Consider the following 21440-nt stretch of genomic DNA (forward strand, 5'->3'; position numbering starts at 1 on the left):
GCGTGAACACAACAGTGGGCAAACGGGGTGGTTAACTTAAATTTATAAAGGTTAATTTTTGTTTGGACTGGCGGGGGGATTGTTTAATGGTTCACTTACCATGTTTTGTCATTGTCGCTCTAACAAGTATGGAGTGAGGTGCATGGGCGGGTCGAAGGACATCTATCAGCCGCAGGATATGGCGCTGGATCTCGGCGGCCTGCTGCGTGCTATTGCCCGGTCCTTGCGCTGGCTGCTGCCGCTGACGCTGATTGTGGCGGTGCTTGTCTTTGCCGGTTTGCAGTTCGTCCCCGAGAAGTTCAAGGGCGAGGCGCGGGTCCTGATCGAAACGGCCGACGCTCTGTTTCCTGGTGCCGCCCGCGGGGCGGAGGATGAGCGCGCACTGCTCGATAGTCAGGGTGTTGCCAGTCAGGTGCAGCTTCTGACTTCCGTCGATCTTGCCCGCCGCGTGGCGCAGCGGATGGACCTTGCCTCCGTGCCCGAGTTCAAGGCCGAGACGCAGGCTGGAACCTTGCAGCAGCTGCTGATCAGTATCGGCCTGTCTCCTAGCCCGTCGCGTATTTCTGCCGAAGAACGTCTGCTCCGTCATTTTGCCCGCAATCTGGATGTCTACCGCGTGGAAGGCTCGCGGGTGATCGCGGTTGAGTATTCCGCCAAGAGTGCGGTTCTGGCGGCTGAAATTACCAATGCCGTCGTGGATGAATACCTGCAGATGCAGTCTGCCGCCAAGCGGGAGAGCCGCGCCGCTGCAGCTTCCGCATTGGAGCCTCAGATCCGCCGGCTGACACAAGAGGTGCAGACCGCACGCAAGGCCGTGGAAGACTTCCGCGCAAAGGCGGACCTGCTTACCGGCGCTGGCGACCGGACGCTCAATGAACTCCAGCTGTCCGAGATCAGCTCCCAGCAATCCGAGGCTCAGGCAGCCGAAGCCGAGGCTGCTGCCAAGGCCGCGCAGCTGCGCAGGCTGCTCGATACCGGCGGCTCGCTGGAAGGGGCGAGCGAGGTGCTCAATTCCGGCCTGATCCAGCGATTGCGGGAACGGCAGGTGGAAATTCAGTCGCGGATTGCCGAATTGTCCACGACGCTTCTGCCCGGCCATCCGCAGATCCGCGCCCTGACCTCGCAGCTCGCTGACTATGACGCGCAGATCCGCTCTGAGGCACGCAAGATCCTGACCGGATTGGAAAATGACGCGGCTGTCGCAAAGCAGCAGGCTGCTGCCCTGAAGAGCCGGGTTGAGGAGCTCAAGGCTGCATCTGCGCGCTCCAGCGCCGATCAGGTGCGCCTGCGTGAGCTGGAGCGTGAGGCTGATGCCCGGGCGGTGCAGCTGGATGCGCTCATGGCGAGCTATCGCAATGCGGATACAGGCCGCAACGCGGAGACCCTGCCGGCCGACGCTCGCGTGATTTCCCGTGCAGGTGTGCCCATTGAGCCCTACTCGCCGAAGATCGGGCTTTTCACTGTTATCTCGGCCCTCGCCACCTTCCTGTTCGGCTGTGCGATTGTCATCCTGCGCGAGTTTCTCTCCGGCGAAGCGCTGAAGCCCGTGAACGAGGCCGAAGCCTACACCGCTCCCGTGATTCTGCGCGGTCCCGAGGCGGCGCCGGAAAAGCTGCATCCGGAAGACCTTCGGCAGGATCAGCTGCCGGAAACGGAACCTGCCGGAGCAGCGCAGGAGAGCGAGAGGACGGAAGAGGGCGGCGAGGGCGAAAACCTTCCGGCTACCGCCGCTTCAGATCAGCGGCTGATGCGCTTCACGCCGGATGACGAAGGTCACGGCAGTGATCCCGCAGAGGCCGAGGTAAGGCAGAGCGGGCCGTCTGCGGCGCTTGACAGCCTCCGTTCCGCCGCCAGTGAGGCATCCCTTGCTGCAACGCCCGTGATGGGTGGGGCTGAGCCTGCCTCCGACGAGAGCTTCAGCGAAACGGCGCCCCGGCGTGTAACCGTCGTTGCGTTGACGGATGCAGAGCTTTCTCATGACTTTGCTTTCCGGCTCGTCCGTGATCTGGCAGCACATGAAGATGAGCGCGCGCTGCTGGTCGAGGTTTTTCCCGAAAGCGACGATCCGGGGGCCGCACCAGGCTTCGCTGATCTTGTTTTCGGCAAGGCGTCTTTCTCGTCGGTGATTTACCGGGATGCCGGATCACGTGCGCATATCATCGAGGCAGGCCGTCCGGCCTTGAGCGATGATGTTGTCGACGAGCGTTTTCCGCTGGTGCTCGATGCCATTGATGCCACCTATGACCGGATCATTGTTGACCTTGGCAAGTTCACTGAAACGGCGGCAGCTGCCCATATGCTTGGCTTTGCCGATGAGGTGGTGGTAACTGTTCCTGCAGACATTCAGCCGCGCATTCTTGCTGAAAGGCTGGATCTGATCGCCTCGCAGACGGATGCGGACGTGATGGTGAAGCGCATCCGCAGGCGCAACGGCTCTGGAGAGGCCGCTGCCTGATATGCCATTCCGGCGTCCGGCTTTGGCCCCTCAGTCTTTCAGGCGGCGCAGCCGTGCCGCAAACCGGCGGACAGCGCGGACACTGGTCCATAGTGCAGGAGTTTGGCGCAGCCCTCTCATAAGCATGCGCCGGACATCCAGAACCAGCCTGATCAAGCGCCCGCGTATGTCTACCGCCAGAACAAGATCACTGAGCGGCTCTGGCCGGGTCCAGGGGTGCTTGTAGCGCTCGTCTCCAAGCCCGAGGTCGAGTGTCCGGATGGCCGGGTTCTCGCAGCACGCCTCAATGAGGCTTGAGAGAAGAGTGATGCCAGGACTGAACTGGGCATGGCTGCCGGAGCCGATACTGTTGGCATAGGCGTAGCATGTGTTTCCAGACAGACCCGAAAGATAGGCCGCAAGGACTTCGCCCTCTGCCTCCAGCACATTGATCTGCAGTGCGGGGAACGGTTTTCCGGCTCCTGCCAGCAGCAGCTTGCGCAGAAAAGCCCGCTGGCCGGGGGCGGAAAAGCCGCTTGGGATGCCTGTCTGCCGGGCGCGTTCCTGCCGCTGGCTGATCAGGGTGTCGAGCCCTGACTCGATCTCTGCAGCCGTCTCCAGCGTGCGGATGGCAAAGCCGGGCAGTGCCTCCAGCGCCTTGCGCTTGCGCGCGTCCTTCTTGCGGCTGTCTTTCGACTGCAGCCGTGCCCTCAAGACTGCCAAAGGCTCCGCAACTTCGCCACGGAAGACAGCGTCCTTGGCGGGCGTGCCCTTGTGGGCGAGGGGGTGCGTACGGCCCTCCCACGTGACGGGGATGTTGCGCAGGTCAACCAGACTGGCTCCGGCCTCCCTTGCGGTCCTCAACAAGAGGCGGGACAGCTCACCCGGATCAGCGGCGGCATAGGCATCGGCCCGCCATAGACCTGTATTCTGGTTGCCCTGCTGCCAGCCCATCCATTCCAGCACCGTGGTTCCGCCGCGCCTGTTGAGAGCCATCGGCAGGATCATCGCAGGTCCTGAGGCGTCTTCGCTGATGATGATCAGGGGCGTGACGCCCAGAGCACTGCCCACATGCACATGCCAGGCCTCAAGCCAGTCGAAACGCTGATAATGCCCATAGATTCCGGACGGCTGAAGCTGCAGCCAGCGGCTGCGGGCCTCTCCAAGGTTCTGGACAATGGTGAGGGCCGGAGACGTTCCGGGCGCAGGTAATGAGGCAGCCGGAGAGGTTGGGAACTCCGTCCGGTCAATGGATCTCGCTGCTGTTCCGGCTGACCGGTGCATGCCATCGGCCTTCTGTCTGCGTCAAGTTGCTTGAGCCGCAGCATTGCACCAAAGGCTGAAAAAAGTGTACCAAGGGCCGAAGGCCGGGGCGGCCGGGAGAACGGCAACGGGAATGAGCCAGCGGCGGCAGTTATTCGATACAGGTTTTTGGCTGCTTCGCCGCAGCAGGCTTGGCCATGTGCTTGCTCCATTTACGCAGGGTTGTGGCCTGATCTTCACCCTCCACAGGGTGCGCCCGGCCAGTCAGGACCCGTTCCAGCCAAACCGGCATCTTGAAATCACACCGGAGTTTCTCACTCAGGTGATCGAACGTGTCCGCTCCCGCGGGTATAAGTTCGTATCAATGGAAGAGGCCGTCGACCGGCTGAAACTCTGCTTCGGGCACGAGCGTTACGCGGTGCTGAGCTTTGATGACGGCTACCGGGACAATCTGACGGTGGCCTATCCGCTGCTCAAGCAGATGAAGGTTCCCTTCACCCTGTTCCTGACATCAGGCTTTCTTGACCGGACCTCGGAGCTCTGGTGGATCGCGCTGGAACGGATGATTGCCGCTCAGGATGCGCTGCATTTTGCCGCAAAGGGGGAGGCTTCGCTCATTCCCTGCGCCACGCTGGAGGAAAAGCAGGCCTGCTATGCTGCGATTGTCCAGCTTCTGACGGAAGAACTGGATGAGACCGGCCAGCGTGCCATGGTGCGCAAGCTGTGTGCGCTGAACGGCTTTGATCTCGAGGCATTGGCCGATGAGGAGATGCTGAGCTGGAACGAAGCACGCAGTCTGGCGCGTGATCCGCTGGTGAGCATCGGTGCCCATACGCATGATCACCATGCACTGGCCCGCCTGCCCGAAGCGGAGGCCGAGAGCGATATCCGCCGGGGGATCGAGCGGATCGAGGACGAGCTGGGCCGCCGGCCCGCCTTCATGGCCTATCCCTATGGCGCAGCCGAAACGGCAGGTCTGCGCGAGGCGGCGCTTGCCGCAGGGGCAGGGCTCAGGGCAGGGGTGACGACTGTTCCTGGCGTGCTCAAGTCCATCCACGCGCGCCAGCCCATGCTGCTGCCGCGCGTCTCGCTCAACGGGCATTTTCAGGGGCCGGAGGTGGTCGACGAATATCTGACCGGTGCGCCCTTTGCCCTTTACCGGGCATTCCGTCGGGTCAGCCGTGCTTTTTCCCGCCGCGCTCCATCCACCAGATGATCGCGCCTGCCGGAATGACCCAGACCAGACCGGCAATGACAAAATAGATCATGCGCACCACGTTGGACGACTGCTGCAGCGTCAGGTCACCGATGACCATGGCTGTGAGCGCATAGACAACGACAAAGACCACCAGCAGCACCATGCCGATGAATTTCCGCAATGAAGGCATCGACAGCTCTTTCCTCTTGTCTGTTCCCGCAGGCTCTTGCTGCGCGTGCGTGCAGCGTCGCAATGTCGCAATAAGGAAAACCCCGCAGGCGGCAGCTTGCTCTCCGCAGGGCGGACCTATATCCCAAGCGGTCAAAGGTCAAATCCGGAAGGCGACATGTCCACCTCACAGATGGTATCAACCCTTGCTCAGACCCCGCAGGCGGGATCGCGGACTGCGCGCCACCGCACCCAGATCCGCATCTGGCTGTATGGCATCTGCCTTTTGATCCTCGCCATGGTGGTCGTCGGCGGCGCCACGCGTCTGACCGAGTCGGGCCTCTCGATCACCGAATGGAAGCCCATTCATGGCATGATCCCGCCGCTCAGCGAAGCGGAATGGCTGGAGGAGTTCGACAAGTACCGGCAGATCCCCCAGTATCAGCTCATCAACAAGGGTATGAGCCTTGAAGAATTCCAGTTCATCTTCTGGTGGGAATGGGCACACCGGCAGCTGGGCCGCTTCATCGGCGTGGCCTTCGCGCTGCCGCTGATGTTCTTCTGGGCCACTGGCCGCATTGAGGGCTGGCTGAAGCCCTGGCTGGTGCTGGGCCTTGCGCTCGGCGGGCTGCAGGGCGCCGTTGGCTGGTGGATGGTGGCCTCCGGCCTCGTGGAGCGCACGGATGTCAGCCAGTACCGGCTCGCCACCCATCTCACGCTCGCCTGCATCATCTTCGCCTACATCTTCTGGCTTGCCCGCAGGCTTGCGCCGCACACGGAAGCAACGCCCCAGGAGGGCGGCAGGCTGTCCCGCTTCGGACAGGTGGTGCTTGGTCTGGTTCTTGTGCAGATCTTCCTCGGCGGCCTCGTTGCCGGACTGAATGCGGGCCTGACTTTCAACACCTGGCCTCTGATGGATGGGCAGATCATCCCGGCAGGCTTGCTTGCCATGGACCCGGCCTGGCGGAATTTCTTCGAGAATGTCATGACCGTGCAGTTCCAGCACCGTCTGGGTGCCTATGTGCTTGTGCTGGCTGTGGCGGCGCTGGTGGTCATGACGCTGCGCACCAACGCCCACAAGGGCCTGCGTGGTACCGCCCTTCTGCTCGGTCTTGCCGTGCTGCTGCAGGCCGCCATCGGCATCGCGACGCTGCTGCTGCATGTGAAGCTGGATGTGGCGCTGACCCATCAGGCCATGGCCGTAATCGTGCTGGGCCTTTCGGTCGAGTATCTCGTCCGTCTGAAGGGTGAGGCACCGGTCCGCGGTTGAATCAGTTTGTTTGAATCAAGGTGCGAAGCAGATGAATCAGCTCCGCACCTTTTCGGCGCAAGTGATTCTTTTCAAAAACAAAAAACCCGCTGGAGCGATCCGGCGGGGCGTGGACAGGCCTCCTCTTTCGCGAAGAGGAAATTGAGCGAAGAGGCAACCGTTTTCGTCATGCCATGACTTGATCATGGCATCCACCCCGTGAAGTGTCATGTGTTGCAGGCCTTGAATACCGGCCATTCTCTCTCCGCTGCGCATGCCGGAAAGCTGCGGCATGGATGCCATGATCAAGTCATGGCATGACGGAGAGAGGAAGCAGGTCTGTGGCGAAAATTATGGCTTGGTCATAAACAAAACCCCGCCGGACCGCTCCGGCGGGGTTTTCAGTTTGTGCTTCAACCAGCCCCGGCTCAGCCAGGCAGCTTGGCGAGGGCTTGCTCAAGATCGGCGATGATGTCGCTTGCATCCTCGATGCCGATGGACAGGCGCACCACATCCGGGCCGGCGCCGGCCCGGGTCTTCTGCTCGTCGGAGAGCTGGCGGTGAGTTGTGGAGGCCGGGTGGATGATCAGGCTGCGGGTGTCGCCGATGTTGGCAAGGTGCGAGAACAGTTCCACGCTGGAGACAAGGGCGACGCCCGCGTCATAGCCGCCCTTGACGCCGAAGGTGAAAACGGCGCCTGCGCCCTTCGGGCAGTACTTCTGCTGCAGGGCATGGCCCGCATCACCCGGCAGGGCGGCGTAGGACACCCAGGCTACCTTCGGATGGTTTGACAGGAATTCTGCCACCTTCAGCGCATTGTCGCAGTGGCGCTGCATGCGCAGCGGCAGGGTCTCGATGCCCGTCAGGATCATGAAGGCATTGAAGGGCGAGATGGCGGGGCCAAGGTCACGCAGGCCGAGCACGCGGCAAGCGATGGCGAAGGCGAAGTTGCCGAAGGTCTCGTGCAGCACCATGCCCTGGTACTCGGGACGGGGCGTGGAAAGCAGCGGATAGCGCCCGCTGGCCGACCAGTTGAACGTGCCCGCATCCACGATGACGCCGCCCATGGAATTGCCGTGGCCGCCCATGAACTTGGTCAGCGAGTGCAGCACCACATCGGCGCCATGCTCGATCGGGCGGCACAGATAGGGGGTCGCCAGCGTGTTGTCGACGATGAGCGGCACGCCCTTTTTCTTGGCGATGGCCGAGATGCCTTCAATGTCGGTGACGATGCCGCCCGGATTGGCGAGGCTTTCGATGAAGATGGCCTTGGTGGTGCCGTCAACGGCGGCCTCGAAGGCGGCCAGGTCCGACGGGTCGGCCCAGATCACGTTCCAGCCGAAGCTCTTGAACGAATGGTTCAGCTGGTTGATCGAGCCGCCATAGAGCTTGGTGGAGGCAACGATGCTGTCGCCCGGCGTCATGATCGTGTGGAAGGCGAGAAGCTGGGCCGCATGGCCGGAGGCCACGGCCAGCGCTGCGGTGCCGCCTTCAAGGGCCGCGACACGCTCTTCCAGAACGGCGGTCGTCGGGTTGGTGATGCGGGTGTAGATGTTGCCGAAGGCCTGAAGGCCGAAGAGCGAGGCGGCATGATCCACGTCGTTGAAGACGAAGGACGCCGTCTGATAGATCGGCGTCACGCGCGCGCCGGTTGCCGGATCGGGCTGCGCGCCCGCGTGAATGGCCAGCGTCGAGAAGCCGGGGGTACCTGCAGTCATTCCATCCTCCCAGGATTTTTCAGTCAGTTTGCCTCTTCCAAGGCTCGATCCGGCGCTGAGTGTGCCCGCGCCGGAGCCGAAGGTCAAAGACGGGATTTGCGGCATCAGGACATGCCGGGGAAAGGATTTGCGCAAGGTCCGGAAAAGCCCCTGCGTCAGCTTCCATGCGCGCGCCTTGCGCAAGCTATCCGTGATTATGCCCGCAGCCGGAGTGGCCATAGACATCGGCAGGATCATAGACCTTGCTGTCTTCCATCAGGCGCAGGGAGACAGAGCCATCTTCATGGCGGGTGAGGGCGCGGTGGAAGCAGGAGCGGTAGCCGGTGTGGCAGGTGGCGCCGTTGCCTTCCACATCCACGATCAGCCAGATGGCGTCCTGATCGCAATCGGTGCGGATCTCGCGCACCTTCTGCACCTGGCCCGAGGTACCGCCCTTCTTCCAGTACTCCTGCCGCGAGCGGCTCCAGTACCAGGCTTCGCCCGTATCGATGGTGCGGCGCAGGCTTTCGGCATTCATGTAGCCGACCATAAGCAGATCGCCGCGCGTGGCATCGGTTACCACGGCGGCGATCAGGCCGTTTTCGTCAAATTTGGGCTGGAACGAAAGACCGTTCTCGATGTCGCTTTTTGATCCGCGCGGATCAAATCCGGTCTTGCTCACGTCTACTCTCCGCCGGAGTGGGCGGAGATTAACGGTCTCCGCCGCGAATGAAGGTCATGAAGCGGGCCTGTTCGGCCGGATCGTCCTGGAAGACACCGGTGAACTGGGTCGTGATCGTGGACACGCCCGCCTTCTGCACGCCGCGCATGGTCATGCACTGATGCTCGGCTTCGAGCATCACCGCGATGCCGCGCGGCGCCAGATGCTCGTCAATGGAGGAGACGATCTGCGAGGTCAAGTTTTCCTGCGTCTGAAGCCGGTTTGCGTAGATATCAACGACACGCGCCAGCTTCGACAGGCCAACCACACCGCCTGACGGGTAGTACGCAATATAGGCTTTGCCGATGAACGGCAGCATGTGATGCTCGCAATGGGAATGGAACGGGATGCCCCGCACCATGATCATGTCCTCATAGCCGCCCACATCCTCGAAGGTGCGCTCCAGATGCGCCTTCGGATCTTCGGCATAGCCGCTGTAGAGTTCGGCAAAGGACTTCACGACGCGCTTTGGCGTGTCGAGCAGGCCCTCGCGCTCCGGGTCTTCGCCGATATAGGCAAGAAGGGTGCGGACAGCGGCCTCGGCTTGCTCGCGGCTCGGACGCGCAATCTCGTGCGGTGCGCGGCGTTTGGCCTTTTCGTCAGCAGGCTTCAAGATGGCGTCCATTGGTTTGATCCTTGAGACAGTGGATGAACAGCCAATCTTACGTTGTCTTGACTGCTCCGGATCACGGCAAAGACAACTTGCCGCAAACCTCTCGCACCTGCTCCCGCAGTCTCAGCCGGGGCTGAACAGAAGCAAGTCTTGCTCTATATAGGAAGAAGCCCCGCGCCGCAAAGCGCCCAGTGGTCCGATTCCATCTTTTGCCGGCCGCTGCCAGTGTGCCGGTGGCAAGGCCCGGACCGTTGTCATGAGGAAATGGCACCCATGCTAGATGACATCTACAACACCCGCATCCTTGAGCTGGCGGGGAATATTCCGCACCTCGGGCGGCTTGCCGCTCCTGATGCCAGCGCCAAGGCGCATTCCCGGCTGTGTGGCTCAACTGTCACCATCGACCTGGTGGTGCGTGATGGCAGGGTCACTGAATTCGCCCATGACGTGAAGGCCTGTGCCCTCGGTCAGGCCTCGTCCTCGCTGATGGCTCGGCATATCATCGGCTGCACGCCGCAGGAGCTGCGCGAGTTACGCCGCACGGTGACGGCCATGCTGAAGGAAAACGGCCCGGCGCCAGACGGCAAGTTCGAGGAGTTCCGCTTTCTTGAGCCTGTGCGCGACTACAAGGCCCGCCATGCCTCCACCTTGCTGACTTTTGATGCGGTTGTGGATGCGCTCGACCAGATCGACGCAAAGGCCCCGGCTGCCTGATCGGGCAGAGCTTGGAGTTTGTTTGATGTGCGGTGAGTGCGGCAAGGACAGTGCCACAGGGGAGGTGAGGTGTGAGCCAGGATCCCCACTACTGCCGCGCCGCCTGTCCCCGGCTGCCCATGCGGCGCTGGGGCTGATCTGGGTCTACCGGCATACGCTTTCGCTGTTCATGGGGCGTGGCTGCCGCTACGCTCCGACCTGCTCCGATTATACCAGCGAAGCGATCCGCCGTTTCGGCTTCTGGGGCGGCGGCTGGCTGGGCCTCTCCCGCATCCTGCGCTGCAACCCCTTGGGAGCCTCCGGCTATGATCCAGTGCCGGAAGCGCTGAACCCCTCGGCCCGCTGGTATCTGCCCTGGCGCTATGGCCGCTGGTCCGGCAAACATATTACGTAATAAGACTTACTTTACTGGGTGCCCTCTTTCGCGAGCTGTAAAAAATAACAGTAGCAATGAATTTGTTGAATTATCTCTGATTGAAATTTCAAACTTTCTTTGATGTGAGGCATCTTTTGCGTTGTGGTTTTAGAGCTATAAACCATAAGTACAGCCGTTAACAATGATTAATACTTCAAATAATACGAAATTTAGCATGCGTTAATTTTTTTTGCATCACATTACTTTAGGTAATTTAATGTTGAGGGCATGTAAAATGAGCTTGAAAGCGCTCTTGATTTCATTCACGGCGGGCCTCCTTGCTGCCGTGGCGGCCCTTGTCTGGGCTGGTTTGTCCGGGCTGGCGACGCTGAACGACAGTACTGAAGACTTGGGCCGCAACTGGCTTCCAAGTGTGGCTGTAGTCAATAGCATCAATACTGCGACGTCAGATTTCCGGATTTATCAGGCCGAGCACATCACTTCCCTTGATGAAGCTTCGATGAGGGCTGCCGAAGCATCTCTTGATAGTATCAGAACCGCTATCGCAAACAGCTCCAGGGAATATGAGAGATTGATCTCGTCGCCCGAAGAGCAGGTAATTTACGACGAGTTCAAAGCCGATTGGACCTCTTATCTGAAGCGCAATGATGATGTGATAAATCTGTCCAGGCAGAATAAAAACGAAGAGGCATCGAATATCCTCCGCGGTGAGATGCGCACTCTATTCGATGAGCTGTCTGGTGATCTGGTGGAACTTATTGAAATAAATCAGAAAGGGTCGGCTGCTTCTGTTGCTCAGGGTGAAGAAGCTTATGCCAAATCATTCTGGATCTTTGCGATAACTGCTACCATCGCAGGCCTTATTGGCTTGTCCTACATCTATTATATCGTTGCCAATGTCACCCGCAATATCGTTGGTATATCTGTCGCCATGAGCCGGATTGCAGGTGGAGAGTTTTCTGCTGCCATTCCTTGTGTCGGCCGCAAGAACGAGCTCGGCGATATGGCCGGTACGCTGGAGAAATTCCGCGACAGCCTGAAGGAGAACGAGCGTCTTCGTGCAGAGCAGGTCGAGATTGAAGCTCAGAATGCTCAGCGCATCATCAGCGAGCGCCGCGCGTTGGCTGATCAGTTCGAGGCGACAATGGGCCAGCTGGTTCAGTCTCTTGTCCGTGCGTCGGGTGAGGTTGCTAGCGCAGCTGAAGGCTTGTCCGCAAATGCTGAGGAAACATCCAGGCAGGCGCAGGCCGTTTCGGGAGCCGCAGAAGAGGCTTCTACGAACGTCCAAACCGTTGCGGCCGGTGCCGAGGAGCTTTCTGCCTCCATCAACGAAATTTCCTCTCAGGTGGAAAGATCGGCGGCCATCTCCAAGGAAGCAGCCAATACGGCTGAGATGACGAGCCGTCACGTGAACTCTCTTTCTGATGCTGCCCAGAAGATCGGTGAGGTGGTCGAACTGATCACGACGATCGCCGAACAGACGAACCTTCTGGCGCTGAATGCGACCATTGAGGCCGCACGCGCTGGTGAGGCAGGCAAGGGCTTCGCCGTTGTGGCTGCTGAGGTCAAGGGACTGGCAAGCCAGACAGCCAGAGCAACGGAAGAGATTTCCGGCAAGATCACGGAAATCCAGGCCGCAACCCGGACGACCGTGGACTCCATTTCCCAGATCGTCAGCACCATCAGCACCATTCAAGACGCGGCACAGGCAATTTCGGCAGCTGTCGAGCAGCAAGGAGCCGCAACCGTCGAGATTGCTACGAACATCAACCGTGCAGCGTCTGGTGCCAATGAAGTGACTCAGAATATCTCTGGTGTCGGCACTGCTGCAGAAATGACGGGCGCTGCTTCGACACAGCTCATGGGGCTCTCTACCACGCTCTCCGGTCAGTCCCGGACGCTGGAACAGGAAGTAACGCAATTCCTGCGGACGCTCAGAGCTGCCTGATCTGCCGCACTCCTGTTAGGAACCGATGCAACGGGCTGGACCGCAAGGACCAGCCCGTTCGCTTTTGCCCGTGTTTCAGGCCGGGTCCACGCAATTGGACGCGCTCCAGAGGTTGTTCCTCCCGCGCAAATCCCTTATTCAGGCCCAGTCGCAAAACCCAAAAGCTTACCTGCCTCGTCTGCAGGAGTGAGCAGGAGATGACTGATGATCAATCTGACTTTCCCCGACAATTCCGTGCGCACCTATGAGGCTGGTACCACCGGTGCCGCCGTTGCCGAGGGCATTTCCAAGTCGCTGGCCAAGAAGGCCGTGGCGATGACCCTTGATGGCGAGCTGCGCGATCTTTCCGATGCCATCACTGCCGATGCGCGCATCGAGATCGTGACCCGCGAGGACCCGCGCGCCCTGGAGCTGATCCGCCATGATGCGGCCCATGTGATGGCCGAGGCGGTGCAGGAGATCTGGCCGGGGACACAGGTCACCATCGGCCCGGTGATCGAGAACGGCTTCTATTACGACTTCAAGCGCGTCCATCCGGACACCCGCGAGGATTGGCCCTTCACGCCCGAAGACCTGCCGGTCATCGAGAAGAAGATGCGCGAGATCATCGCGCGCGGTGCAGCCTTCACCAAGGAAATCTGGTCCCGCGAGGAAGCCAAGCGCTATTTTGCCGCCAAGGGCGAGACCTACAAGGTCGAGCTGGTGGACGCGATCCCCGAAGGCCAGGATCTGAAGATCTACAAGCAGGGCCAGTGGCTGGACCTGTGCCGTGGTCCGCACATGGCTTCGACCCGCCAGATCGGTGATGCCTTCAAGCTGATGAAGGTGGCCGGCGCTTACTGGCGCGGTGACAGCAACAACGAGATGCTGACCCGCATCTACGCCACCGCATGGGCAAACGAGGCTGATCTGAAGGCCTATCTGCACATGCTGGAAGAGGCGGAGAAGCGAGACCACCGCAAGCTCGGCCGCGAGATGGACCTGTTCCACTTCCAGGAGGAAGGACCGGGCGTCGTGTTCTGGCATGCCAAGGGCTGGAGCCTGTTCCAGAGCCTTGTCTCCTACATGCGCCGCCGCCTGTCCGGCGACTACGATGAGGTCAACGCGCCGCAGGTGCTCGACACTTCGCTGTGGGAGACCTCCGGTCACTGGGGCTGGTACAAGGAGAACATGTTCTCCGTGCAGTGTGCCGATCCGGAAGCCGAGGATGAGCGCATTTTCGCGCTGAAGCCGATGAACTGTCCCGGTCACGTGCAGATCTTCAAGCATGGCCTGAAGAGCTACCGCGACCTGCCGCTGCGCATGGCGGAGTTCGGCGTGGTGCACCGCTATGAGCCTTCGGGCGCCATGCATGGCCTGATGCGCGTGCGCGGCTTCACGCAGGACGATGCCCACATCTTCTGCACCGAAGAGCAGATGGCTGCCGAATGCCTCAAGATCAACGATCTGATCCTGTCGGTCTACGAGGACTTCGGCTTCAACGAGATCGTCGTCAAGCTCTCCACCCGACCGGAAAAGCGCGTCGGTTCCGACGAGCTGTGGGACCATGCCGAAGAGGTGATGACCCGCGTTCTGAAGCAGATCGAGGAGCAGTCCGGCGGCCGCATCAAGACCGGCATTCTGCCGGGCGAGGGCGCTTTCTACGGACCGAAGTTCGAATACACGCTGAAGGATGCCATCGGCCGTGAATGGCAGTGCGGCACCACGCAGGTGGACTTCAACCTGCCGGAACGCTTCGGCGCCTTCTACGTGGACAAGGACGGCGAGAAGAAGACGCCGGTGATGATCCACCGCGCCATCTGCGGCTCGATGGAGCGCTTCCTCGGTATCCTCATCGAGAACTTTGCCGGTCACTTCCCGCTGTGGCTTGCGCCCAAGCAGGTCGTGGTTGCCACCATCACCTCGGAAGCGGATGACTACGCCCGCGAGGTGCATGCAGCGCTTGGCAAGGCAGGCATCCGGGCTGATCTCGACCTGCGCAACGAAAAGATCAACTACAAGGTCCGCGAGCACTCGCTGGCCAAGGTTCCGGTCATTCTCGTCTGCGGCAAGCGTGAGTCGGAAGAGCGCACGGTCAACGTCCGCCGTCTTGGTTCGCAGAACCAGACGCCCATGAGCCTTGACGAGGCGATTGCCGCCTTTGTCGAGGAAGCCGTGGCGCCGGACCTGAAGCGCGCCCGCGACTGAGTGCAACAGCGTACGGGCTGACATGAAGAAAGACCGCCGTGGTGCAAACTGCGGCGGTCTTTGCATGTCTGTCTGTCCGGAAATGTTGTCAGGCTCACGGAGAGGGGAGGAGGACTTGCTTCCGGCAGCGGATCATTCTTCGGCTGTCATCCCCACGCAGGCGGGGGGGCAGTACCCCCGGCGTTCGTCATCTTCAGCACCGGGAATACTGGATCCGGCCTTGGCGCTGCGCGCCAAACCGGGATGACACCGGCGAGGTTCTCCGTCCGAAAGGAGCGCCGGATGACGCGGCCTATCAGTTCTGCGGAAACTGGCTGACGTTGGATGTCTCGGTGCGGGCCAGCACCTCGACTTCCTCGTTCTCACCGGAGACGACCATGAAATTTCGGCTGTAATTGACGCCATTGTTCCGGGCAACCACCTCATACTCGCCCGCTGCGAGGATGAAGGAGGGGAAGGCGCCGTTGCCTTCCACCACCGTGTCACCGCCGGGGGTGAGGATGGTCCAGGCCGTGTTGGCAATGGCCTCGCCGCCCGGATCGTTGACGAGCTTAAGCGTCACACTGGCCGCATTCTGGAAGAGCGTCGCCGACGTCAGCTTGCCCGCTTCCACGGAAATATCCGCCCGCACGATGGCGTTCACATCGCCATAGCGGCTGACCACATGATAGGTGCCCGCATTGAGGCGCACGATGGCATCCGGCTTTACGCCGGAAACGATGACTTCGCGCTCGCCGATGGCATTGAAATTCATGCCCATAATGTCGAACCGCAGGTCATCTGCAGGGAGCGGATCATCCGGACCAAGGGCTGCATTCAGCTTCACGCCCCCCGCATTGAGCACCACCGTCTTGGAATAGACGCCACGGCCGACGACAAGCCGGTTTGTGGAGCCTGCATAGCCATAGGAGGTGTGGATGAGATAGGCGCCGGGATCAAGCCGGAACTCTGCATCCCCCCCCATGGCCGTTGCCACCAGTTCAAGTTCGCCACTGGCGTTCGGAGTTTCACCATAGACCCGCCAGACCAGTCCGTCAGAGATCTGCGCTGCTCCTTCCGTCAGCCGGGCAACCAGATACACAGCCCCTTTTTCGAGGCCGGACTGGGTTCCATCCGTCAGGGTGTTCGACGGTGCATAGGGCACGAGCGCATCGTTGAAGCGGCTGGCGGGATCTTCGGGCGACAGAAGCGGGGCCGCCGCTGTTGCGCCCTCCACCTCGGACGGATCTGGCGAGGTGCCTCTGGCGGCGCCGAAATCATGGGGCTTGCCCAGAGGTGTCGGGGGAGAGAGCGGAGCGGAGAAAGCTGTCCCGGCATCCAGAGAGGGCGGTTGCTGGTCTGCAGGAGGGGCTGTGGCTTCCTGGGCTGCCGCCGCTGTCTGCATCGCAAAAAAAGCCACAAGGGCTGCTGTCAGAGCGCGCCTTGAAGCGCGTGCCAGTCCTGCGCTGCGGTTGTGTCCCGTCATCATTTTTCCTGCGCCGGCCTTCTGCCACTCGCCGCGGATCTTCTGTCAGACCCGGCAAAGGCCACTCAATGCTCACCGGATGCCCCGCCATGGGCTGCCACATCCGTTTCCATTCCGTTAATGGCCCGGAAAATCGGGCGAATTCAAGTCGCATGCAAGCCCGGTTGACAAGTGAAGTTAAAAGCTTACCACTTTCGCCAGGATTTCACCCCACCGCTTCAGAGGCTCCGATGAGCGAATTTGCCAAGCCGCATCCGCATGTTATCGACTTTTTGCTGACCCGCCGTTCCCATCTGGCCATTACCCTGTCCGAGCCGGGGCCCGATGCGGAAACCTTGGAAAAGATCCTCACCATTGGTGCTCGCGTGCCTGACCACGGCAAGCTCGCTCCCTGGCGCTTTGTCATCTACGCAGACGAAGTGCGGACGAGAATCGGCCAGCATCTCGCAGCTCTTGCCGAAAGCCGCAATGGTCCGCTCTCCGATGCGCAGAAGACGCAGGAACTGAACCGCTTCACTCGCTCTGCTGTCGTGATCGGCGTGCTGAGCCGTGCCGCCGTCCATCCGAAGATCCCTGTTTGGGAACAGGAGCTGTCGGCTGGTGCCGCCTGCATGAATATTCTCACGGCAGCAACGGCAGCCGGTTTCGGCGCGCAGTGGATCAGCGAGTGGTACAGTTTCGATGATGAGGCGGCCCGCTATCTGGGTGCGGCCGAAGGCGAGCGCTTTGCCGGTTTCATCCACATAGGCACGCCCACGCAGGCACCGTTCGAGCGTCCGCGCCCGGAACTTGCCAGCATCGTCACCCACTGGGCCGGGGAGTAAGCCGTTGTTTTACGACACCGTTTCCAATGCTCACGGGCTGGCCTTCAACCCCTTCAAGGCCCTTGTCGCCCCCCGGCCCATCGGCTGGATCTCGTCGCTGAGTGCGGAGGGCACGGCGAACCTCGCCCCCTACAGCTTCTTCAACGCCGTGGCTGATACACCGCCGATCGTCATGTTTTCCTCCTCTGGCTGGAAGGACAGCGTTCGCAATATCGAGGCGACAGGCGAATTCGTCTGCAACATTGTCAGCCATGACCTGCGCGACGAAATGAATGCGTCTTCCGCACCCGTCGGTCCCGGTGTGTCCGAATTCGAGCTGGCAGGCCTCGAGATGGCACCTTCCAATCTGGTTAAGGTGCCACGCGTGAAGCGGGCCAAGGCCGCGCTTGAGTGCCGGATGCTGCAGATCCAGCAGCTGAAGGATCTCGATGGCAATGCGGTCCAGAACTACATGGTTCTGGGGCAGGTGGTCGGCGTTCACATCGATGACAGCATCATCGAGAACGGCCGTGTCGTGCCCTCGCGGCTGGAGCTGCTTTCCCGTCTTGGTTACAAGGATTATGACGTTACCCGTGAAGTTTTTGAGCTCACCCGCCCTAAAGGGTGAGTCGGTGTTGCCGGATCGCGTGAGGATTCAGGCCTTGCGATCCGGCTTCTTCCCGTGATTTATAGGCATATCTGTCAGGGTTTTGCCCGTTTTCCGTTGAAAGTCGTACAGGTTAACAGGTGCTGGATGTTCGTTAACTTTTTGTTAACCATTCAGGCCGGATCTTAACCGTGTAGTAATCTTTACATCGAGGAGACGGGTTCATGCGTGTTGCAGACTCCACCTCGATCGCGTCGCGGATCGAGCAGGCCTTCCAGACGGCAAGCACAACGACGGGGACATCCTTTGACTATCTGCTGAAGACGGCTGCGCGGGAATCCTCGTTTCAGCCCGCAGCGCAGTCGAAGACCTCGAGTGCAACCGGTCTGTTCCAGTTTGTCGAACAGACCTGGCTTGAGACCGTCAAGGACAGTGGCGGCAGGCACGGACTGCAGTCCTATGCCGACCAGATCGAAAGAACGGCCACCGGGAAATACAGGGTCAGTGATCCGGATCTCCGGCGGGAGATACTGGATCTGCGCAAGGATCCTGAAATCTCCTCGCGCATGGCAGGCGAGTTTACCCGCAAGAATGCCGATTTTCTCTCCAGCCGCCTCGGCCGGGATCCGAACCAGGGTGAACTTTACATCGCCCATTTCCTTGGTGCGCAGGGCGCGTCACGGCTGATCAACTCCGCGCAGGTGAGCCCGGAAAGCTCTGCCGCTCAGATGTTCCCGGCACAGGCCAAGGCCAACCGTGCCATTTTCTATGATGATGCAGGGTCTCCGCGGACGCTGGCACAGGTTTATGACGTTCTGGTTAGCAAACACGATGGGGGCGCTGGCGTGATGGTGGCATCTGCCGCGGGCCAGGGAACCGATGATTTGCCGAAGAGCCGCATCCTCACTGGCTTTGCCGAAGAGGCAGGTTCAGGCGACCCAGTGGGGGCGCGGGTAGACAGTGCCTTCCGGGCAGCCGAAACAAGCGCGCCCTTCGAGGCTCTGTTCCGCGATGATGCAGGATCGCGCAATGCTGCCATGTCCGGCAGCTATCTGGCGGCCTTCGCCGGTGTTAAGGATGATCACGTCTTCTCGCGCGCGGTCGGAGGCACCCGTGTGGTAGCCCAGCTTGCGGGCGGTGAAGGGGCTATTCCGAAGACGCAGGACGGGCCTTTGGATCTCACAGGCTTCCTCAACTATGTGCCGCTTGGCGTGAAGCGGGATCTGCTGCCACCTGCCTGACGAGGCGCGTCCGGTCCGCGCCTCATTTATGGTGAACCGAACGTTAAGCCTTTGCGTGGCAGTGTGATTTGCACCTTGTTGAGGTGCATTGTGTGTTCGGGTCACGCGTCATGATCATTCGTCAGTTTCTGTCCTGGGCCGGTACGGCGGCGCCTGCTGAGCGCGCCGAGGCCACCGCTGCGCTTGCACGCGCCTTCCTGCATTCGCCGATGAGCGAGGCAGAGCGGGGCGACTGTCAGGCTGCATTGACCTATCTGCTGGATGATCCGGCACCCGAAGTCCGCTTTGCCCTGGCGGATGTGTTCGCCCGCCGGGACGATGCGCCGCGCCCTGTGGTGCTGGCTCTGGCCCGTGACACGGCGCTCATCGCAGCCCCTGTCCTCGAATTTTCGCCGCTGGTGCCCGATTGTGATCTGATCGATCTGGCTGCAGAAGGCTGTGAGGCCGTGCAATGCGCCATTGCCCGCCGCCGGAACTTGTCTGCCTCTGTGGCTGCTGCGCTGGCAGAAGTAGCCGGACCCGAGGCCTGCGCCGTGCTGCTCGACAACCCCGATGCGGTGATCGTCTCCTTCAGCCTGTCCCGCCTTGCCGAACGCTTTGCCGATAACGCCGCCGTGCGCAGCCGGCTGCTGGCCCGCTCCGGCCTGCCTTTGACAATTCGCCACACCCTGCTGACAGCCTTGACCGATGGCCTCAAGGCGCAGGCGCTTGTTCTTGCGGGCGAAGCGCTGCCAGAAAGCGCAGAAACCTACCTTGAAGAGGCCCGCGAGCGTGCGACGATCGTTCTGGCGACTGGGGCGCCGGATATAGAACTGGCTGGTCTTGTCGAACATCTGCGTGCGCGCGGCCAGCTGACTGCGCGGCTGATGCTGCGCGCCGCCGGCATGGGGCGGTTGCGGGTTCTGAGCGCCTGCCTGTCCGCCCTTTGCAGCCAGCCGCAGACGCGGGTGGCGGATCTGCTGGCCACCGGCCGGGCTGGAGCGCTACGCTCCCTGCTCATGGCCGCTGGTCTGCCCCAGCGTACGGTCGCAGTGTTTCAGCTGATGGTGGAAACCTACCGCGCGGCGGATTGCAGCTTCCTGCAGGATCACCCGCCCGCCACGACCCGCGCAGTGATGGAAGAAGTCAGTGCCGGGCTAGAGGAGATGGCTGTCAGCGGTGGGGTGGAAGATGTCTTCGCTCTGATGCGTACACTGGTCCTGGAAGCGGCCCGTGAGGAAGCGCGGCTGCTGGTGAACACCGAGCTGCTGGCGGCAGCGTAAGGCAGAGCAGAGCCTGCAGGGCAGACTTAGTCCCTAACTGGCACCGTGCGTTCGATATAGTCCTGAGTCACGTCCTGCAGCTTGTGCAAGAGAGCCGCTCCGGTTGGGTTTGCCTCGTCCCGGGCCTCTTCCGCCACGATGGCGCGGATCGCATCCACATGCTGGCGCAGAAGTGTCAGCGGCAGGTGCTCCGGTGTGTTCACGGCCTCAACCAGATGGCAGAGGCTGGCTGCGACGGCTCCTGCCAGCGGATAGCCAAGCGTCGGCGCCTGCCCCTTCACGTTGTGGCTCGTGTTGTAGAGCTGCGCAAGGGTCGATTCGTTCAGTCCCTCTGCCTCAATGATGCTCCAGTCGGCAAACAGCTGCTCGGTCTCCCTGTGCATCCAGCCGTCAAACTGGACTGACAGCCGCTCCAGCGCCGCTTCCGCTGCTTTGACCGGATCGAACTTCGCCGCTTCACGCGGGCTCATCACCCGCACCTTCTTGCGCAGATCCGTTGGCGGCTCGACGAACTCCACGTCGCTGCCCTGAAGATCGTCATCGCTGATCATGATTGGTGTCCTTGCCCTGCCGCCAATGCCGGAAGATTCCGCTGATGCCCTGATAAGGTCAATAGCGGAACATTTCACTAAGGATGCGTTCGTCCCAGCCATGCCCCGCGTCGGACATGATCAGGCAGGCGGAAGTCTTATCCTCGCGCACGCTCACCTTCGCCACATTCCGGATTTCCGTGTGATCGGCTGCGGCGCTGACCGGGCGCTTGGCGCTCTCCATCACCTCGATTTCCACAACCGCATGATTGGGCACCAGGGCGCCGCGCCAGCGGCGGGGGCGGAAGGCGCTGATCGGCGTCAGCGCCAGAAGCGGGGCTGAGATCGGCAGAATCGGGCCGTGGGCAGACAGGTTATAGGCCGTGCTGCCTGCCGGGGTCGCGATGAGGCAGCCGTCGCAGATCAGCTCCTCCAAACGCTCACGCCCATCAACGGAAATGCGCAGCTTTGCCGCCTGATAAGTCTGGCGCAGCAGGGACACCTCATTGATAGCGCGGGCACTGTGCTGCACGCCGGCCTGGTCGATGGCCTGCATGTAGAGCGGGTGGATCGTCGTCACATCCGCCGCCGTCAAACGTTCCAGCAGGCTGTCTTCCCGGTACTCATTCATCAGGAAGCCGACAGAGCCCCGGTTCATGCCATAAATCGGAATACCGGAATTCATGAAACGGTGCAGGGTCTGCAGCATCAGGCCATCGCCGCCAAGCGCGACAATCACATCCGCCTCGCCCGGTGTGGCATTACCATAAAGCGCTGTCAGCGAAACGAGGGCCTGATGGGCTTCCTCCGTGTCGCTGGCAACCAGCGCGATGCGGCCGGGGCGGATTTCTCTCTGGGTCATTGGCTCTGGAACTCGGGTGCTGCATCTGCTGCGGCTTGGCGCCGCCCGCCATTCATCCGCCAGATTGCCTGCCGCCGCAAGGCGCGATTGGCCTGTGGGCGG

At 61.3% G+C, this 21440-nt stretch carries 20 protein-coding genes; 11 read left to right on the top strand and 9 right to left on the bottom strand.

What is annotated here, in order from left to right; genetic code table 11:
• The first annotated feature begins 142 nt into the window (after positions 1 to 142).
• Positions 143 to 2455 (top strand): exopolysaccharide transport family protein, encoded by a 2313-nt coding sequence (locus tag V6L75_RS20635; protein WP_334253350.1) that lies wholly within the window; start codon positions 143 to 145, stop codon positions 2453 to 2455.
• A gap of 30 nt (positions 2456 to 2485) precedes the next feature.
• Here V6L75_RS20635 and V6L75_RS20640 read toward each other — a convergent pair whose 3' ends face one another.
• Positions 2486 to 3718, bottom strand: a complete 1233-nt coding sequence (locus V6L75_RS20640; protein WP_334253351.1) for a GNAT family N-acetyltransferase — start codon at positions 3716 to 3718, stop codon at positions 2486 to 2488.
• A gap of 178 nt (positions 3719 to 3896) precedes the next feature.
• On the opposite strand from V6L75_RS20640, the gene V6L75_RS20645 reads away from it, so the two are divergent.
• On the top strand, positions 3897 to 4913 hold the full coding sequence (locus V6L75_RS20645) for a polysaccharide deacetylase family protein (RefSeq protein ID WP_334253352.1): 1017 nt from the start codon (positions 3897 to 3899) through the stop codon (positions 4911 to 4913).
• On the opposite strand, the gene V6L75_RS20650 is transcribed toward V6L75_RS20645, so the two are convergent.
• Entirely contained in the window at positions 4873 to 5085 is a 213-nt protein-coding gene (locus V6L75_RS20650) for a DUF2842 domain-containing protein (protein ID WP_334253353.1), read from the bottom strand. The genes V6L75_RS20645 and V6L75_RS20650 overlap by 41 nt on opposite strands.
• A 156-nt stretch (positions 5086 to 5241) precedes the next feature.
• On the opposite strand from V6L75_RS20650, the gene V6L75_RS20655 reads away from it, so the two are divergent.
• The gene (locus V6L75_RS20655; RefSeq protein WP_334253354.1) at positions 5242 to 6333 is read left to right on the top strand and encodes a COX15/CtaA family protein; all 1092 of its coding nucleotides are present in this window, start codon (positions 5242 to 5244) and stop codon (positions 6331 to 6333) included.
• 36 nt (positions 6334 to 6369) lie between these two features.
• Here V6L75_RS20655 and V6L75_RS20660 read toward each other — a convergent pair whose 3' ends face one another.
• The 4 genes from V6L75_RS20660 to folE form a co-directional block, all read right to left on the bottom strand.
• Complete coding sequence (locus V6L75_RS20660; RefSeq protein ID WP_334253355.1) at positions 6370 to 6615, bottom strand: hypothetical protein; 246 nt, start codon at positions 6613 to 6615, stop codon at positions 6370 to 6372.
• A 125-nt stretch (positions 6616 to 6740) separates the two neighbouring features.
• The gene (locus tag V6L75_RS20665) at positions 6741 to 8030 is read right to left on the bottom strand and encodes an O-acetylhomoserine aminocarboxypropyltransferase (protein WP_334253356.1); all 1290 of its coding nucleotides are present in this window, start codon (positions 8028 to 8030) and stop codon (positions 6741 to 6743) included.
• Positions 8031 to 8214: 184 nt separating this feature from the next.
• Complete coding sequence (gene hisI, locus V6L75_RS20670; RefSeq protein ID WP_334253357.1) at positions 8215 to 8691, bottom strand: phosphoribosyl-AMP cyclohydrolase; 477 nt, start codon at positions 8689 to 8691, stop codon at positions 8215 to 8217.
• A 28-nt stretch (positions 8692 to 8719) separates the two neighbouring features.
• On the bottom strand, positions 8720 to 9355 hold the full coding sequence (gene folE / locus V6L75_RS20675; RefSeq protein WP_334253358.1) for a GTP cyclohydrolase I FolE: 636 nt from the start codon (positions 9353 to 9355) through the stop codon (positions 8720 to 8722).
• A gap of 261 nt (positions 9356 to 9616) precedes the next feature.
• Here folE and V6L75_RS20680 point away from each other — a divergent pair, with 261 nt between their 5' ends.
• The 4 genes from V6L75_RS20680 (at position 9617) to thrS (ending at position 14568) form a co-directional block, all read left to right on the top strand.
• A complete protein-coding gene (locus V6L75_RS20680; RefSeq protein WP_334253359.1) occupies positions 9617 to 10057 on the top strand; it encodes an iron-sulfur cluster assembly scaffold protein in 441 nt (146 codons plus the stop codon).
• 25 nt (positions 10058 to 10082) lie between these two features.
• Entirely contained in the window at positions 10083 to 10451 is a 369-nt protein-coding gene (gene yidD / locus V6L75_RS20685) for a membrane protein insertion efficiency factor YidD (RefSeq protein ID WP_334253360.1), read from the top strand.
• A 256-nt stretch (positions 10452 to 10707) separates the two neighbouring features.
• The gene (locus V6L75_RS20690; RefSeq protein WP_334253361.1) at positions 10708 to 12381 is read left to right on the top strand and encodes a methyl-accepting chemotaxis protein; all 1674 of its coding nucleotides are present in this window, start codon (positions 10708 to 10710) and stop codon (positions 12379 to 12381) included.
• Positions 12382 to 12585: 204 nt separating this feature from the next.
• Positions 12586 to 14568: a threonine--tRNA ligase gene (thrS, locus tag V6L75_RS20695; RefSeq protein ID WP_334253362.1), complete on the top strand. Its 1983-nt coding sequence runs from the start codon at positions 12586 to 12588 to the stop codon at positions 14566 to 14568.
• Positions 14569 to 14863: 295 nt separating this feature from the next.
• On the opposite strand, the gene V6L75_RS20700 is transcribed toward thrS, so the two are convergent.
• Positions 14864 to 16033 (bottom strand): hypothetical protein, encoded by a 1170-nt coding sequence (locus V6L75_RS20700; RefSeq protein WP_334253363.1) that lies wholly within the window; start codon positions 16031 to 16033, stop codon positions 14864 to 14866.
• Positions 16034 to 16263: 230 nt separating this feature from the next.
• Between V6L75_RS20700 and V6L75_RS20705 the strand changes: the two genes are divergently transcribed.
• The 4 genes from V6L75_RS20705 to V6L75_RS20720 all read left to right on the top strand — a co-directional run bounded on the left by V6L75_RS20705 (position 16264) and on the right by V6L75_RS20720 (position 19946).
• The gene (locus tag V6L75_RS20705; protein WP_334253364.1) at positions 16264 to 16857 is read left to right on the top strand and encodes a nitroreductase family protein; all 594 of its coding nucleotides are present in this window, start codon (positions 16264 to 16266) and stop codon (positions 16855 to 16857) included.
• A 4-nt stretch (positions 16858 to 16861) separates the two neighbouring features.
• Positions 16862 to 17464 carry a flavin reductase family protein gene (locus tag V6L75_RS20710; protein ID WP_334253365.1) on the top strand — a complete coding sequence of 201 codons (603 nt, stop codon included), beginning with the start codon at positions 16862 to 16864 and terminating at the stop codon, positions 17462 to 17464.
• A gap of 203 nt (positions 17465 to 17667) precedes the next feature.
• A complete protein-coding gene (locus V6L75_RS20715; RefSeq protein ID WP_334253366.1) occupies positions 17668 to 18684 on the top strand; it encodes a transglycosylase SLT domain-containing protein in 1017 nt (338 codons plus the stop codon).
• 110 nt (positions 18685 to 18794) lie between these two features.
• The gene (locus V6L75_RS20720; protein WP_334253367.1) at positions 18795 to 19946 is read left to right on the top strand and encodes a DUF2336 domain-containing protein; all 1152 of its coding nucleotides are present in this window, start codon (positions 18795 to 18797) and stop codon (positions 19944 to 19946) included.
• 26 nt (positions 19947 to 19972) lie between these two features.
• Here the strand turns inward: V6L75_RS20720 and V6L75_RS20725 are convergent, their stop codons facing one another.
• Together V6L75_RS20725 and V6L75_RS20730 are read right to left on the bottom strand one after the other, a co-directional pair.
• A complete protein-coding gene (locus V6L75_RS20725) occupies positions 19973 to 20497 on the bottom strand; it encodes an Hpt domain-containing protein (RefSeq protein WP_334253368.1) in 525 nt (174 codons plus the stop codon).
• Positions 20498 to 20555: 58 nt separating this feature from the next.
• Complete coding sequence (locus tag V6L75_RS20730; protein WP_334253369.1) at positions 20556 to 21338, bottom strand: NAD kinase; 783 nt, start codon at positions 21336 to 21338, stop codon at positions 20556 to 20558.
• Positions 21339 to 21440: the final 102 nt, after the last annotated feature.

Origin of the sequence: Pannonibacter anstelovis, from assembly GCF_036881715.1 — a bacterium.
GTDB lineage: Bacteria > Pseudomonadota > Alphaproteobacteria > Rhizobiales > Stappiaceae > Pannonibacter > Pannonibacter anstelovis.

Excerpts from the sequence above, each read along its gene's own strand:
- V6L75_RS20635 (WP_334253350.1), top strand. The coding sequence starts at position 143 with ATGGGCGGGTCGAAGGACATCTATCAGCCGCAGGATATGGCGCTGGAT.
- V6L75_RS20640 (WP_334253351.1), bottom strand. The coding sequence starts at position 3,718 with ATGCACCGGTCAGCCGGAACAGCAGCGAGATCCATTGACCGGACGGAG.
- V6L75_RS20650 (WP_334253353.1), bottom strand. The coding sequence starts at position 5,085 with ATGCCTTCATTGCGGAAATTCATCGGCATGGTGCTGCTGGTGGTCTTT.
- V6L75_RS20655 (WP_334253354.1), top strand. The coding sequence starts at position 5,242 with ATGTCCACCTCACAGATGGTATCAACCCTTGCTCAGACCCCGCAGGCG.
- V6L75_RS20660 (WP_334253355.1), bottom strand. The coding sequence starts at position 6,615 with ATGGCATCCATGCCGCAGCTTTCCGGCATGCGCAGCGGAGAGAGAATG.
- V6L75_RS20665 (WP_334253356.1), bottom strand. The coding sequence starts at position 8,030 with ATGACTGCAGGTACCCCCGGCTTCTCGACGCTGGCCATTCACGCGGGC.
- folE (WP_334253358.1), bottom strand. The coding sequence starts at position 9,355 with ATGGACGCCATCTTGAAGCCTGCTGACGAAAAGGCCAAACGCCGCGCA.
- V6L75_RS20680 (WP_334253359.1), top strand. The coding sequence starts at position 9,617 with ATGCTAGATGACATCTACAACACCCGCATCCTTGAGCTGGCGGGGAAT.
- yidD (WP_334253360.1), top strand. The coding sequence starts at position 10,083 with ATGTGCGGTGAGTGCGGCAAGGACAGTGCCACAGGGGAGGTGAGGTGT.
- V6L75_RS20690 (WP_334253361.1), top strand. The coding sequence starts at position 10,708 with ATGAGCTTGAAAGCGCTCTTGATTTCATTCACGGCGGGCCTCCTTGCT.
- thrS (WP_334253362.1), top strand. The coding sequence starts at position 12,586 with ATGATCAATCTGACTTTCCCCGACAATTCCGTGCGCACCTATGAGGCT.
- V6L75_RS20700 (WP_334253363.1), bottom strand. The coding sequence starts at position 16,033 with ATGACGGGACACAACCGCAGCGCAGGACTGGCACGCGCTTCAAGGCGC.
- V6L75_RS20705 (WP_334253364.1), top strand. The coding sequence starts at position 16,264 with ATGAGCGAATTTGCCAAGCCGCATCCGCATGTTATCGACTTTTTGCTG.
- V6L75_RS20715 (WP_334253366.1), top strand. The coding sequence starts at position 17,668 with ATGCGTGTTGCAGACTCCACCTCGATCGCGTCGCGGATCGAGCAGGCC.
- V6L75_RS20720 (WP_334253367.1), top strand. The coding sequence starts at position 18,795 with ATGATCATTCGTCAGTTTCTGTCCTGGGCCGGTACGGCGGCGCCTGCT.
- V6L75_RS20725 (WP_334253368.1), bottom strand. The coding sequence starts at position 20,497 with ATGATCAGCGATGACGATCTTCAGGGCAGCGACGTGGAGTTCGTCGAG.
- V6L75_RS20730 (WP_334253369.1), bottom strand. The coding sequence starts at position 21,338 with ATGACCCAGAGAGAAATCCGCCCCGGCCGCATCGCGCTGGTTGCCAGC.